This is a genomic window from Sphingobium sp. CR28 (genome assembly GCF_052327305.1).
Lineage (GTDB): Bacteria > Pseudomonadota > Alphaproteobacteria > Sphingomonadales > Sphingomonadaceae > Sphingobium.
On the sequence record NZ_CP182486.1, the window covers coordinates 2,732,609 to 2,746,120 of the forward strand.

Here is a 13,512-nt window from a genome sequence, read left to right on the forward strand (position 1 = left end):
TTCCGCAACATCAGCGGTGCCCAATCCACCATGCAATGATTTGCAAAGGCACGGAGAACATATGCGCAGCGATTACCTCTTTACGTCGGAGAGCGTGTCCGAGGGGCACCCCGACAAGGTTTCCGACCAGATTTCCGACGCGATCGTCGACCTCTTCCTTTCCAAGGACCCCGAAGCGCGCATTGCGTGCGAGACGCTGACGACGACGCAGCTGGTGGTCCTGGCCGGCGAGATTCGTGGCCGTGGCATCATGGACACCGAGGGCAACTGGGCGCCGGGCGTGAAGGAAGAGGTCGAGAAGGCGGTGCGCGATACCGTGAAGCGGATCGGCTATGAGCAGGACGGCTTCCACTGGGAGACGCTGCGCTTCGAGAACAACCTCCATCCGCAGTCCGCGCACATTGCGCAGGGCGTGGACGCCAGCGGCAATAAGGACGAAGGCGCGGGCGACCAGGGCATCATGTTCGGCTTCGCTTGCGACGAGACGCCCGACCTCATGCCCGCGACGCTGGACTACAGCCACAAGATCCTCGAACAGATGGCCGCCGACCGCCACTCCGGTGCCGCGCCGTTCCTCGAGCCCGACACCAAGAGCCAGGTGACGCTGCGCTTCGCGAACGGCAAGCCGGTCGCCGCGACGGCAATCGTCGTCTCCACTCAGCACGCCAAGGGCTATGACGCGGGCGAGAAGGAAGCCGAACTCCACGCCTATGTGAAGGGCGTGATTGCGAAGGTTCTGCCTGCCGAGCTGCTCTCCGACGAGACCGTCTATCACATCAACCCGACCGGCAGCTTCGAGATCGGCGGACCGGACGGCGACGCGGGCCTCACTGGCCGCAAGATCATCGTCGACACTTATGGCGGCGCAGCGCCGCATGGCGGCGGCGCGTTCTCGGGCAAGGACCCGACCAAGGTTGACCGCTCGGCGGCGTACATCACGCGCTATCTCGCCAAGAACATCGTGGCGGCGGGCCTCGCCAAGCGCTGCACGATCCAGCTTGCCTATGCGATCGGCGTTGCCAAGCCGCTGTCACTCTATGTCGATACCCACGGCACCGGCACGGTGGACGATGCGGCAATCGAGGCGGCCATCGGTAAAATCGAGAAGCTGGGCGGCATGACCCCGCGCGGCATCCGCACACATCTGGGCCTAAACAAGCCGATCTACGCGAAGACCGCGGCTTATGGTCACTTCGGTCGCAAGGCTGAGGGCGATTTCTTCCCCTGGGAGCGCACCGATCTGGTTGAGGATCTCAAGGCGGCGCTGGCCTGAGGGTTGGCATTCAGTTGGCGGGCTGCAAATGTCGGTTTCCCGTGCGTCCAGTGCTCACGACCCGAAAGGTCGCTGCGCTCCGGGTCACACGTTAAACTACCATTTTCGCTGCACCATCTCCTGAATATCGATCCGACCTAATGCGAAAGATCAGGATGGGGCGGGGGGAAACCTTCGCCCTTTTTGTTTTAAGAATTTGCAGTCGCACATGGGGGAGTGTGAACCGATGGGAAAACCAGCATTCAAGAGAGGGAAGCGTTCGTGTTGTTTCTGCGGAGGTTCCAACCTCAGCAAAGAACACGTCTGGCCCAAATGGGCAGCGCCGCTATTGCCAGAGGGCTTGGACCATGTCCGGTCAAAGCTGGAAGGATTTAACAACCCCGTCGTCAAAGATCGTTGGAAACGCCAAGGGGCTCCCAAAACTATCCGCATCCACGCTGTTTGTGAGTCTTGCAGCAATGGTTGGATGGCAGGCATGGAAGAAGTGGTACGACCGTGGCTCCAACCTATTTTGGAGCGTCGCTCCATAGATCTCAGCACCGAAGCACAGTCTCTGTTAGCTCAATACTTTGTTTAAAGGCCATGGTGGCTGATCAAAGTAGAGTAGGAGAGAACGTATTCTCCAAATGTGAACGAGAAGCTTTTTTAAAGATCGGAGTATCCCAGAGGGGACATTGATTGCCTTTTACCGTTATAACTATAATCCAGACCCGATCGTTGCTCAGTATAACAAAGAGATTGCGGGCGTCTTGCTCGTCGAAGAAGATGGAGAAATGGAACGAAAGGGTATCGCAAATATCACTTTCCGTTTCGGGGATTTATTTGTCCAAGTTTTGCTAACTCGCCAACCCGAAAATACCCTAAGAGGCTTGCCGGGCTACGCCTTCAATATTCATCCCTCGGCTAACCATTTGCTACGTTGGCCTCCACTTTTGCGCTTGGACGTCAGCAATGCGAATATGCTTCAACATCTTCTCGAGGCAACAGCCCGATCTCGTGGACTGATCAAGTGAATCTCATTTGCTGCAAATCTTGGAATTCAGCCGTAGCGCGTCATGTAGCGGCCTTGCCTTCTTACTCGCAGCGACCACTGTATCCCACTCTGCCCGCGTGATCGCGGGACCGGGCCAGACGACCTTCGCGAAGGGCTATTCGGTTCGCGCACGATTTTTACTCACTGGTAATCCTTTAGGTCGAAGCCGGCAGCGTAGCAGCTTCCCAAGCGCACATTACACGCAGCGACGTTAAGAGTGTTCGGCCGCGTGTCTGCGTACCCCGCTGTAGCACATAACGCCCCGGCATCGGCCTCAGGGTGCGGAAGACACGACCCAGTATAGCAGGAACGGCACGGCGATCAGCATGGTCATCCGCAGAGCGTCGAGATCGACCCGCTGTGCCTGGGCGGCGCGCGCGGGGCGGGCCGGGCGTCCATCCGGATGCTGCGCCTCGACATGGAGGCGAAAGCGATGCGAGAAGAAGCCTTCCGGCCGCATGACCAGCAGAGGTTCGCGCATCGGCTCGGGCGCCGGCTTTGGTCGGGGTGGGGTGACAGGCTGCGGTCGGCGGGCAACCGCCGGGAAGGGAATGACTGACATTTGGAGCATCCGCTTGTTCGAGAAGTCGGCGCGCGCGGGGCGCTTACCGACAGATCAGATCGAGCAAATCCCGAACCCGGTCGGCTCACCGCCGAGTCCGGGGCTAGAGTCGCGCGGCGAGTTGGCCGGCGTGCGCGCGGAAGCGCTGAAATGTCGCGGGAGCGGACATGCCCTATAGATGGCAAGGGCCGGAACGGGCGTCAAGCCTGCGATGATCGCCCGGTTGATCCATGATAGGCTGCGCGCAGCTTTGCGAGTCGGGGGAGGGGGCGGATGGCGAAACGGACGTTAGCTCTGGGGATGAGCGCGAGCGCGATGCTCCTCCAGATAGCCGCGCACGCTCAGGTCCAGCCGGAAAGGCAGGTGACCCCGCAGATGAGCCGAACCGAAGCCATGGCGCTTTATGCCGCAGGCGGGTTCCCGATCAGCGCCGACGGCAAGAGCCCCAAAAATCGCTGCGGCAAGCCAGCGAACCCGCGCATCATCTTCATCGACATCAATGGCGACAAGGTGAAGGACGCCCTTTTCACGGATGGCGACACGGGTGGCTGCTACGGCCCGGACCGGCGCTATTTCTCGCTTGCGGTGAAGGAGGGCGCGAAGTGGCGCGGCATCGGGGGCTGGACAGGGACGGCGCAGGCAGTGGGCAGCGACAAAGGCGGTTGGCTCAGCATCGTGTGGACAAGCAACGGCAAGAGCAAGCCGCTCGCCTATAATGGCACAAGCTATTCCACCGAAGTCGCGGCTCCGCCACCGCCCGGACCGGGCGTGACGCGACCAGTGCCCGCAGGCGCCGCCCGCGACACGGCGATCTTTACGGCCGCCGGCTTCAAGAAAACCAAGCGCGGCTGGGAGAGCGGCTGTGACGATCCGAGCGTGGGCTCGGTCTATGAGCCCGGCACGATCGACCAGATAAAGGATCTCAACGGGGACGGCTATCCGGATGCCGTCGTCATTGAGGGCGGAAGTTACTGCTATGGCAATACCGGGCAGAGCTTCACGATCGTCTCTCAGCAGGCGAACGGGAGTTGGAAGAAGCTCTACATGTCCGTGGGCATTCCCGAGTTCCTGGCCACCAAGGGCGTGAGCGGATGGCCGGACATTTCCATCGGCGGGCCGGGCTTCTGCTTTCCAGTGAGGCGCTGGAACGGGCGCGACTACATCGATAATCGCTGGGCCTATGAAGGGAAGCCGTGCCGGCCACCCGCGATGTGATTTGGGCGCTCAACAATCCTTACGGAAGCGGAATGATGAACAAGAGTTCATTGGGCGTTCGGCGCCGGGCGATCTAAGAGATTGGTGCCGGTCCGGTTCCCCCCTTCTTTGCCGGACCGGCAGCCTGGAGCGCGGAACGGTCTGAAGACTGATACGCTCAAGGGCGGGCGATGCTTGCCCCTCTCGCCCTGGATGCCTATGCGCGGAGCCGATGACAGCGCATAAATCCGGCGATCCGACCACGCTCAACCGCCTCTACGGCAGGCAAAGCGGACACAAGCTACGCGTGGGCCAGCAGGAACTGGTCGACACGCTCCTCCCGGCGATCAGCGTGCCCGAGGAAGGGCCGGTGACTGCGCAGGCGCTTTTCGGCCAGGATTGCCCGCTGCACTTCGAGATCGGTTTCGGCGCGGGAGAGCATCTGGCCTATCGGGCCGACTTGTTGCCGGACCACGGCTTCATCGGCTGCGAGCCCTTCCTAAACGGGGTGGTGGGAGCGCTTGGCCATATTCGCGATCAGCACCTCACCAATGTGAAGCTGCACATGGGCAATGCGCTGGATGTGTTGGCGCGGGTGCCGGATGGCGCGCTGAGCTTCGTCTATCTGCTTCACCCCGACCCATGGCCCAAGGCGCGGCATGCCAAGCGGCGCATGATGAACAAGGGGCCGGTGGACCTCATCGCCGCCAAGCTGAAGCCGGGCGGCGAGTTCCGCTTTGGAACCGATCATCCGGTCTATCTGCGCTGGGCGATGATGGTGATGAAGGACCGCGCGGACTTCGAGTGGCTGGCCGAAACCCCCGAGGACTTCCTCCGGCGGCCCGGTGGATGGCCGCAAACGCGCTACGAAGCGAAGGCGCGGCGGCAAGGGCACGAGGTCTGGTATTTCCGCTATCGTCGCGCGGACTAAGGCGAGTGGGGCCGACAGACGCATCTTCAGCGCAGATTATAACCATACAGGTTATTTCTCTTGACATCGTGACGCTCCTCTGGCAGAGATAGTCCATGGTCGCAAAATGAGTCGACGCCTCCCCAGAAGGGGTAGCTGACGAAGGCTACGCGATCAGCTCCCGGCAAGAGGTGGTTCATGGCAAGCGGCACGCCGACGCGTGGCGACGCAGTGCGTCTGCCACGTAAGAAGTGGACGAACGAAAAGAAGGCGCGCTTCCTCGCAGTTCTGGGTGAAGCGCTGAACATAAGCGAGGCGGCCCGTGCCGTGCAGATGGACCGAACCGGTGCTTATGCTCTGAAAGATCGTGATCCGGCGTTTGCGCAGAGTTGGCGGGCGGCGCTGGACAAAGCCTATGACGAAGTGGAGCTGAGGCTGCTCCGCGACAGCCGGGATGGTAGTACTCGAACCGAAACGGTTCATGATGCCCAGAACGGTGCCATAAAACAGACCAAGACGGTGCACGACTATCCTCACGCCGTGGCGATCCGGCTCTTCCTTTCGCATCAGCAAGAGGTGGCCGAACATCGCGCCGCCATGGCGCAATCGCGCAATGACGAGGATGTGATTGCCCGTGTCCGCGCCCATATGGACGAGGTGCGTGCGCGGCTGCAAAAACGTGCGGAGGCGGCACGCGCGGCTCAAGCCGATGACGCCTGAACCGGGGGAATGCTGCGAGAGCCTCTCGGACTATGAGCGGATCGCCGCGATGCCGCCCTCGGAACGTGACGCCCTCCTGACGACGCTGGGTGAAGAGGGCTGTGCCTAGCTCGAACGAGACTGGCGCTGCCGCGCACGGCCGGAGCAGTTGCCGCCCGATGGAGACTGGCGGCTCTGGCTGGTGATGGCCGGGCGCGGGTTCGGCAAGACGCGCATGGGTGCGGAGTGGGTGCGGGCGGTCACGGAACGGGACGGATCGGCAGTGATCGCGCTGGTGGGCGCGAGCCTGCATGACGCGCGTGCGGTGATGGTGGAGGGTGAAAGCGGCTTACTGGCCATCACGCCGGGCGGAAAGCGGCCGATCTGGCAGCCGAGCCTGCGCCAGCTGATATGGCCCGGTGGGGCAAAGGCAATCATCTATGGGGCCGTCGAGCCGGAAACGCTGCGTGGCCCGCAGCACAGCCATGCCTGGGCTGACGAAATCGGTCGTTGGCCAAATGGTGTGGCCACATGGGACAATCTGATGATGGGATTGCGGCTTGGCGTCATGCCGCGCGCCATGGCGACGACCACTCCGCGCGCCGTCCCGCTGGTGAAGCGGCTGATCGAGCAGGATGGCGTCGTCATCACCCGAGGCCGCACGGTCGACAATGCCGGCGCACTGCCCCCGGATTTCCTGGAGGCGATGACCAGCGACTATGCGGGCACGCGGATCGGTCGGCAGGAACTGGACGGCGAATTGCTGCTCGACCATGACGGCGCACTGTGGACGCGCGACATGATCGAGGCGCCCGCACCGATAAGGCGCCTTATCCGCTGGTACGGGTCGTGGTCGGGGTCGATCCTTCGGCGAGTGCGCGCGGTGACGCCTGCGGTATTGTGGCAGTGGGTCTGGACCGCGACGCCAACGCCTTCGTGCTGGAGGATGCAACTGCGGAGCGGGCACGTCCCGAGCAATGGGCGCGGACAGTGGAGGCTGTCGCCGCGCGATGGGCGGCGGACAGGATCATCGCGGAAGCGAACAATGGCGGGGAAATGGTGCGCTCCGTCCTCAAGGCGGCGGGCGGGCATCTTCGGTTCGGCTTGTCCATGCGAGCCGGGGTAAGACTGCGCGGGCCGAGCCGGTGGCCGCGCTCTATGAACGGGGACGAGTGCGACATGCGGGCGCTTTTCCTGCGCTGGAAGATCAATTGTGCGGGCTTCTGCAGGCGGGTGGCTATGAAGGGCCGGGGCGTTCGCCTGACAGAGCAGATGCGCTGGTGTGGGCCGTGACCGAACTGCTCCTCAGCGGCGGGGCGACTGCCCGACTCAGGAGTCTGTAGGGCGCTGCGCCGATGACGTATCGATAAGAACCGGAAGTGTAATGAATGGCGCCGAACGATCTTCCTGCCGGATCAATATGATGACGTGCCCACCGCCGGAGCCGGAAATTAAAGCTTGCGCGGGGCGCGGTATGAGCAGAGCGTCCGCGGATCCCAGGTTGCTATTGGAGCGGCTGTGGAACTGACCCTGAGCCGAATTGCGGAAGCGCATTCCCTGCCAGCTCTCTGGCGGGCGATGACGCGTTTTTTCGCGCGGCACGGCTTTGGGGCGACAAGCTATTATCTCATGCGGCAGGGATCGAGCCAGGTGGCGACGCTCCCCATCCAGCATGGCTATGAGCGATCTGCGGTGGATGCCTATATCTCGAGCGATTTTCAGCGGCTCGACATTGTCCCGCGCATCGCCATCGCGAATGGAGAACCGGTGCTATGGAGCGAAATCTGGACGCATAGCGAGACGACGCCCGAGGAGCGGGAGTTTCATGCGGCTATGGTCGTCGCGGGTTTTCAGGACGGCATTGCGCTCCCGGTGTATGGGCCGAACCTGCGCAATGCCTGCATCGGCATCAGCCATATGTCCGGCAAGGTCGACCTCAGCCGATCGAACCTGTCGCTGTTGCAGTTCGTCGCGCAAGCCGCGCATCTGCGGACGTGCGCGATGTTCTCCGACGAACTTTCCGCCGACCGCCAGCTGTCCAGCCGGGAGAAGGAAATTCTGGACTGGGTGGCGCGTGGCAAGAGCAACAGCGTCATCGCGGAGATCCTCGATATCTCGCCGGGCACGGTGGATACATATATGCGGCGGATCTACGTGAAGCTCGACGTTTCCGACCGCACCTCGGCTGCTGTAAAAGGCGTCGGCATGGGACTCATCGCTGCTTAGTGCGATTCAGGTGATGATGGCCTGCAAACGGCACCATTTTCGACTCATCCTGACCTGAATCGTAATCGGCTTTGGGCAGTGTGTGATTGCCCGCCGTTCATCGACATTCACATGATCCAAATAAGGAGACCGTCCCCATGAAATGGTTCGGACGCAAGGGCGCCGGCGCTGCCGGTCGCCCGCCGCTAAGCTGTGCGTGGAGCAGCTGGGCCGGCGGAGGTCTGGGCGCGAGTCTGGGTGACTGGCCGCAAGACTATGCCACCCAGATGCGGGCCGCGGTTCTCGCCAATCCGGTGGGACACCGGTGCCTGCGGCTTATCTGCGAAGGGGCGGGTGCCAGCACGATCCTCGCCACCGCCGACCAGGCAGAAGACAGCACAGCGGCTGTCGCGCTGGTGCGGGAGCGTTCCGCAGGGCAGAGCCTTATCGAGACGCTCGCGAGCCACCTGCTCCTCCACGGCAACGGCTATGCCCAGATCGGCCACGGCGCAGATGGGCGACCGGCTCAGCTTTATGCGCTGCGGCCCGAGCGCGTCACGATCGATGCCGATGCGCATGGATGGCCGGTCGCATATAGTTATCGGGCAGGGGAGGGCGCGACGCGTTATCCGGGAGAAGACGGCGCCGGACGCACCGCGATCATTCATGTGAAGGCGCTCAATCCGGCCGACGACCATTATGGTCTCGGTTGCCTCGGTGCGGCATCGGGCGCCGTTGCGATCCACAACGCGGCGACACGCTGGAACAAGGCGCTGCTCGACAATGCCGCGCGACCGTCTGGCGCGCTGGTGCACGAGAGCGGTGATGGCGGGGCGCTCTCAGCCGAGCAATTTGACCGTCTGAAGGCAGAGCTGGAAGGCGCGTTTCAGGGGGCGGGCAATGCAGGTCGGCCGATGCTGCTGGAAGGCGGGCTCAGTTGGCAGGCGCTGAGCCTTTCCCCGGCGGACATGGACTTCGTGGGGCTGAAGGCCGCCGCCGCGCGCGACATCGCGCTCGCCTTCGGCGTGCCGCCGGTGCTGGTCGGGCTGCCCGGAGACAGTACCTACGCCAATTATCGCGAGGCGAACCGCGCGCTCTGGCGGCAGACCATCCTGCCGATCACCGAAACAATCCTTGGTGCGCTGTCGCAGGGCCTCAAAGACTGGTTCCCCAGCCTCACGCTGACGATCGACATGAACCGAGTCTCCGCTCTCGCCGAGGAACGGACGGCGCTGTGGCAGCAAGTAGCGGCAGTGGACTTCCTCTCGGCGGATGAAAAACGAGCGATGCTCGGTATCGAAGGAGCCATGCCATGAGCGAGATGCTGGCGATGCTGGTCGCGCAGAGCGAAAGCGCAGGCGGCGATCTGGTGATGATACGCGCGCTGATCGAGGAAGCAAGCGAAGCCGGTGCGGCGCGGGCGCTCGAGCGCGTGGGCCTTTCCGACCGGAAGGCAGGGCAGGACATCGACGAGCTGCGCGATCTGCTGCGCGGCTGGCGGGACGCCAAGAAGGCGGCGCGGGTCGCGGCGCTGGGCTGGCTTGTGCGGCTGGGCATCGCGCTGCTGCTGCTCGGCCTCGCGGACATCGCCGCGTCCGCCATTGGAGCGCCGGTGACGATGGAGGCGAGCCAGCCCCTGCGGAGAATTCAGGGCTTCGCCTGTGACGGGCAGGATGTGCGCAGGGCGCTGAGACCGCTCCTGGAGGCCTTCGATCTGCGTTACCGCGAAATCTCCGGGAGCGAATTGACGCTGGTGCGGGGGGGCGGGCAGCGTGATTTCATCGCCTCAGGGGATCAGATAGCCCGTGGGGACGACGAGCCCGTTCATCCGTTCCAGCTTTCCCGGCGCGCTCTGGAAGACGTGCCGGCGCGGGTCGCCCAGCGCTATTATGACCCTGCGCGTGACTATCAGGCGGGTATCCAATCTGTGGAACGACCGGGCGCCGGGCGCGCTGCCCTGACGGTCGATCTCCCCGCCACGCTGGACGCCGGGACGGCGCGAGCGCTTGCCGACGACCGCATGCGCGCTGCGCTGCGGGGGCGGCTGGGTCTCACCGTGCCGCTCGGCTGGAGCGCGCTGGATCTGCGCATCGGAGACTGCGTCGGCGTGGAGGACGCGCCGGGCCTGTGGCGGATCGAGCGGATCGAGTGGAGCGGCATGGTTGTGCGGCTGAGCCTCTCGCCGGCCTCGACCGGAACGCCGCTCGGTGAAGGAACGGGCGCTCCCGGTGTCGCCGTATCCAGCCCGGATCGCGAAATCGGCATCACCAGTCTTGCCCTTGTGGAACTGCCAGCTGATCCAGATGGCGCAGGCGACAGACCAGCAGTGTTCGCCGCAGCCACGGGAGCGGGGAAGGGCTGGCGAGGGGCTGCGCTATATCGCATGGATGGGGACAATGCGCGGCCGATCGGTGCGGCATCGCAGCGCGCTGTCATTGGCACAGCGCTGGATGCATTGCCTTCGGGAAGCGCGACCACGTTCGACACGATCTCCACCCTCGTCGTCTCTCTGGCGCGGCCGGGCGACATACTGAGGAGTGTGAGCGAGGCGGCTCTGCGCGCCGGCGAAAATCTGTGCATGATCGGGCAGGAACTCCTGCAGTTCGGTTCCGCCGAGCCACTCGGCGTGGGGAAATTTCGCATTTCGCGGCTGGCGCGGGGCCTTCAAGGCACTGAATGGTCCATCAGTAGCCACGGCGCGGACGAACCGTTCGTTCTGGTCGATACGTCTCGTTTTGTCCGTGTCGATCTCTCCGGTAGTGCGCGCGGCCATCCTCTCGACCTTCGCGCAGTCGGTGTGGGCGACATGGTTCCCGCGACAGCCCCACTGATGGTGTCCGGCGCTGCGATGACCGCTCCCGCGCCTGTACATGGCACGCTGCGCGAACTTTCAAACGGCGGACTGGAAATCGGCTGGGTGAGGCGAAGCCGGGCCGGCTGGCGCTGGCTCGATGGCGCCGATGTGCCGCTGGGAGAGGAGACGGAGGCCTATCGGATCGTGATAGAGGCTGGCGCTCTTACCCTCCGCACCGCGACTGTGTCCGGCCCGATGTGGACCTATTCTGCGGCGGAGCGGAGCGCCGACCTTGCGCTGGGTCTTCCGACGCCGGTGGCTCGCGTCACGCAGATCGGCACCTGGGGCGAAGGCCGCCCGCTCATCATCCCCCTCTGACTCTCAGGATTTTTGCCATGGCTGAAGATGTGACCGATCGCCTGCAACTGCCGCTTCTTTTCGCCGGTCAGGCGCTCAAGGAGATGTTTCACAATCAAGCGCTCGCCACGCTCGACATGCTGGTGCAGCCTGTCGTCGAGAGTGCCGAACCGTCCAACCCGCCCGCGACGCCAGAACCCGGCTCGTCGTGGATCGTGGCTGCCTCTCCCCACGGAGACTGGGCAGGTCATGCTGGGGAGGTCGCTCTTTGGAGCAATGGCGGCTGGCTCTTCGCGCGTCCGCAAGCCGGATGGCGTTTTCATGTGTTGGACCGGGGCGATGACTCCATCTTCGACGGTACGACGTGGACCCGAGATCGCGTGCGCGCTGACGGCTTGTATGTGGACGGCCAGCGCGTGGTGGGGCAGCGGCAGGGAAGTATCTCCAACGCTACCGGAGGCCCCACCGTGGATGCGCAGGCACGCTCCGCGATTGCCAACATTCTTTCTGCAATGCGTGCGCATGGTCTCATAGCGTGACCAAAATAATCGCGACATTTGTGCAACAGTCCCACTTTTCGGCGCTTGTGGACGCTTGCCACGAAACTTTCGTGGGCTTAGAGCGTAGTGGCAGTCTCTTGCGACCTATATTTGAAAGGGGAAGATTATGCGGAAGCTTGGCCTGGCCATAGCGCTCGCTTCCACCGCGATGGCGTCCCCCGCCCTCGCGCGTGATGACTCGTTCTACGTTGGTGCGGGTATCGGCGGCATGATTGTCGAAGATACCGATGTCACTTATGCGAACGGTATTACGTCCACCGTGGATCACAAGACGGGCTATGATGCCGAAGGCACCATTGGCTACGACTTCGGCGGTTTCCGTCTCGAGACCGAATATTCCCACAAGAAGTCGGACAATAAGGGCACGCTCTACAGCAATCGCGCTGCAAGCCTGCCCGGCGGCATGGCCCGCGTCGACAGCTTCATGCTGAACGGCTTGCTCGACTTCGGTCCCGATGACGGCCTGCAGGGCTTCGTCGGTGGCGGTGTCGGTATCGCCCGCACGAAGATCTCCGGTCCTGACGTGCGCGATTCCGACAGTGGTTTCGCATGGCAGGCGATTGCGGGCGTTCGCGCTCCGCTCTCGCAGAATGTGGACATCTCGCTGAAGTATCGCTTCTTCACGCATGACAACATTGATCTGGTCAGCACCAGCAATGTTGGCCTGTCGGAGCGCTTCCGCAGCCACAGCCTGCTGCTGGGTCTGGCTTATAACTTCGGTTCGCCGACGCCTCCGCCGCCCCCGCCGCCTCCGCCGCCGCCCCCTCCGCCGCCTCCGCCCCCGCCGCCTCCGCCGCCTCCGGCTGCGCAGTGCACGCCTGGGCCGTACATCGTGTTCTTCGAGTGGGATAAGTCGGACATCACGCCCGACGCCGCTGCGATCCTCGATAACGCGGTTTCGGCTTATGCGGATTGCGGTAACGCGCAGGTCATGCTTGCCGGTCACGCCGATAAGTCGGGTTCGCCGAAGTACAACGTCGGCCTGTCCGAGCGTCGTAACTCGTCGGTCCGCGCTTACCTCACGTCGAAGGGTATCCCCGATGGTGTCATCACCAGCGAGGCCTTCGGTGAGAGCCGTCCGCGCGTCGAGACCGCCGACGGTGTTCGCGAACTGCAGAACCGTCGCGTGGAAATCACTTACGGTCCTGGCTCCGGCCAGTAATCGTCGGGATATCCGAACGGAAAAGGGAAGGGGCCGGGCAACCGGTCCCTTTTCTTATATGAGCTCTCTTTTTGGGTTTCGTTCGGCCAGTTCGGAACTCAGGCCGCTGACATACGTTCGCCTCGGATGATGAAAGCGCCCTCCCTCGCTCGCCCCGCTCTCGGCCTTGCTCTGCTCGCGGCCATGAGCGCCTGCTCATCCAACCCCTCGGCCAATGAGGCCGATGCCGCGAACGCAATGGCCTCGAACCAGACCAGCGCGAACGACGCGACGAGCAACATGGTTTCGATGTCCAAGACGGTTCCGCTGATCGACGCGAAGGGTGCGACGATCGGTGACGCGACATTGACCGAAACGGCTGGCGGCACGATGCTGGCGATCAATGGGCGCAATCTTCCGCCGGGCGAGCATGGCTTCCACGTTCACATGACGGGAAAATGTGAAACGCCGAAGTTCGAGTCCGCTGGCGGACATTGGAATCCCGCTTCCAAGAAGCATGGACATGAGAATCCGCAAGGGGCTCATGCGGGCGACCTTCCCAATTTGACCGTGGCCGCCGATGGCACAGTGAAGTTCGAAACCGAACTGGCGGGCGTGCGCCTGACCGGTGGTGAGCAGCCCATGCTGGACAGCGATGGCGCGGCCATCCTCATTCACGCCGATCCGGACGACGAAAAGACCGATCCGTCCGGCAACAGCGGCGCACGGATCGCGTGTGCAGCGTTTCCTGCCGCCTAAGCGACAAGTCGCTATCTGATGCAGC

The 13,512-nt window shown here is 63.3% G+C and carries 12 protein-coding genes and 2 pseudogenes; 13 read left to right on the top strand and 1 reads right to left on the bottom strand.

Going from position 1 to position 13,512, the window contains the following annotated elements:
• The first annotated feature begins 61 nt into the window (after positions 1–61).
• Together metK and ACNAOH_RS13220 are read left to right on the top strand one after the other, a co-directional pair.
• Positions 62–1,273 carry a methionine adenosyltransferase gene (gene metK / locus ACNAOH_RS13215; RefSeq protein WP_443970616.1) on the top strand — a complete coding sequence of 404 codons (1,212 nt, stop codon included), beginning with the start codon at positions 62–64 and terminating at the stop codon, positions 1,271–1,273.
• A gap of 674 nt (positions 1,274–1,947) precedes the next feature.
• Positions 1,948–2,286, top strand: coding sequence for a hypothetical protein (locus ACNAOH_RS13220; protein ID WP_443970617.1), 339 nt, complete (start codon positions 1,948–1,950; stop codon positions 2,284–2,286).
• 294 nt (positions 2,287–2,580) lie between these two features.
• On the opposite strand, the gene ACNAOH_RS13225 is transcribed toward ACNAOH_RS13220, so the two are convergent.
• Positions 2,581–2,787 carry a hypothetical protein gene (locus tag ACNAOH_RS13225; protein ID WP_443970618.1) on the bottom strand — a complete coding sequence of 69 codons (207 nt, stop codon included), beginning with the start codon at positions 2,785–2,787 and terminating at the stop codon, positions 2,581–2,583.
• A gap of 354 nt (positions 2,788–3,141) precedes the next feature.
• Between ACNAOH_RS13225 and ACNAOH_RS13230 the strand changes: the two genes are divergently transcribed.
• From ACNAOH_RS13230 to ACNAOH_RS13280, 11 genes and pseudogenes are all read left to right on the top strand, one after another.
• A complete protein-coding gene (locus ACNAOH_RS13230; RefSeq protein ID WP_443970619.1) occupies positions 3,142–4,083 on the top strand; it encodes a hypothetical protein in 942 nt (313 codons plus the stop codon).
• A 211-nt stretch (positions 4,084–4,294) separates the two neighbouring features.
• Positions 4,295–4,993: a tRNA (guanine(46)-N(7))-methyltransferase TrmB gene (gene trmB / locus ACNAOH_RS13235; protein ID WP_443970620.1), complete on the top strand. Its 699-nt coding sequence runs from the start codon at positions 4,295–4,297 to the stop codon at positions 4,991–4,993.
• Positions 4,994–5,170: 177 nt separating this feature from the next.
• Positions 5,171–5,692: a hypothetical protein gene (locus tag ACNAOH_RS13240; RefSeq protein WP_443970621.1), complete on the top strand. Its 522-nt coding sequence runs from the start codon at positions 5,171–5,173 to the stop codon at positions 5,690–5,692.
• 109 nt (positions 5,693–5,801) lie between these two features.
• A pseudogene (locus tag ACNAOH_RS13245) lies at positions 5,802–7,014 on the top strand (DNA-packaging protein); the annotation flags it as partial.
• 175 nt (positions 7,015–7,189) lie between these two features.
• On the top strand, positions 7,190–7,897 hold the full coding sequence (locus tag ACNAOH_RS13250; protein ID WP_443970622.1) for an autoinducer binding domain-containing protein: 708 nt from the start codon (positions 7,190–7,192) through the stop codon (positions 7,895–7,897).
• 137 nt (positions 7,898–8,034) lie between these two features.
• Positions 8,035–9,192 carry a phage portal protein gene (locus tag ACNAOH_RS13255; RefSeq protein ID WP_443970623.1) on the top strand — a complete coding sequence of 386 codons (1,158 nt, stop codon included), beginning with the start codon at positions 8,035–8,037 and terminating at the stop codon, positions 9,190–9,192.
• A pseudogene (locus ACNAOH_RS13260) lies at positions 9,189–9,458 on the top strand (DUF6127 family protein); the annotation flags it as partial. The gene ACNAOH_RS13255 and the pseudogene ACNAOH_RS13260, both read left to right, overlap by 4 nt.
• A 36-nt stretch (positions 9,459–9,494) precedes the next feature.
• Positions 9,495–11,048: a phage tail protein gene (locus tag ACNAOH_RS13265; RefSeq protein ID WP_443972147.1), complete on the top strand. Its 1,554-nt coding sequence runs from the start codon at positions 9,495–9,497 to the stop codon at positions 11,046–11,048.
• A gap of 17 nt (positions 11,049–11,065) precedes the next feature.
• On the top strand, positions 11,066–11,566 hold the full coding sequence (locus tag ACNAOH_RS13270; RefSeq protein ID WP_443970624.1) for a DUF2793 domain-containing protein: 501 nt from the start codon (positions 11,066–11,068) through the stop codon (positions 11,564–11,566).
• Between the two features lie 127 nt (positions 11,567–11,693).
• Entirely contained in the window at positions 11,694–12,749 is a 1,056-nt protein-coding gene (locus tag ACNAOH_RS13275) for an OmpA family protein (protein WP_443970625.1), read from the top strand.
• A gap of 126 nt (positions 12,750–12,875) precedes the next feature.
• A complete protein-coding gene (locus tag ACNAOH_RS13280) occupies positions 12,876–13,487 on the top strand; it encodes a superoxide dismutase family protein (RefSeq protein WP_443970626.1) in 612 nt (203 codons plus the stop codon).
• Positions 13,488–13,512: the final 25 nt, after the last annotated feature.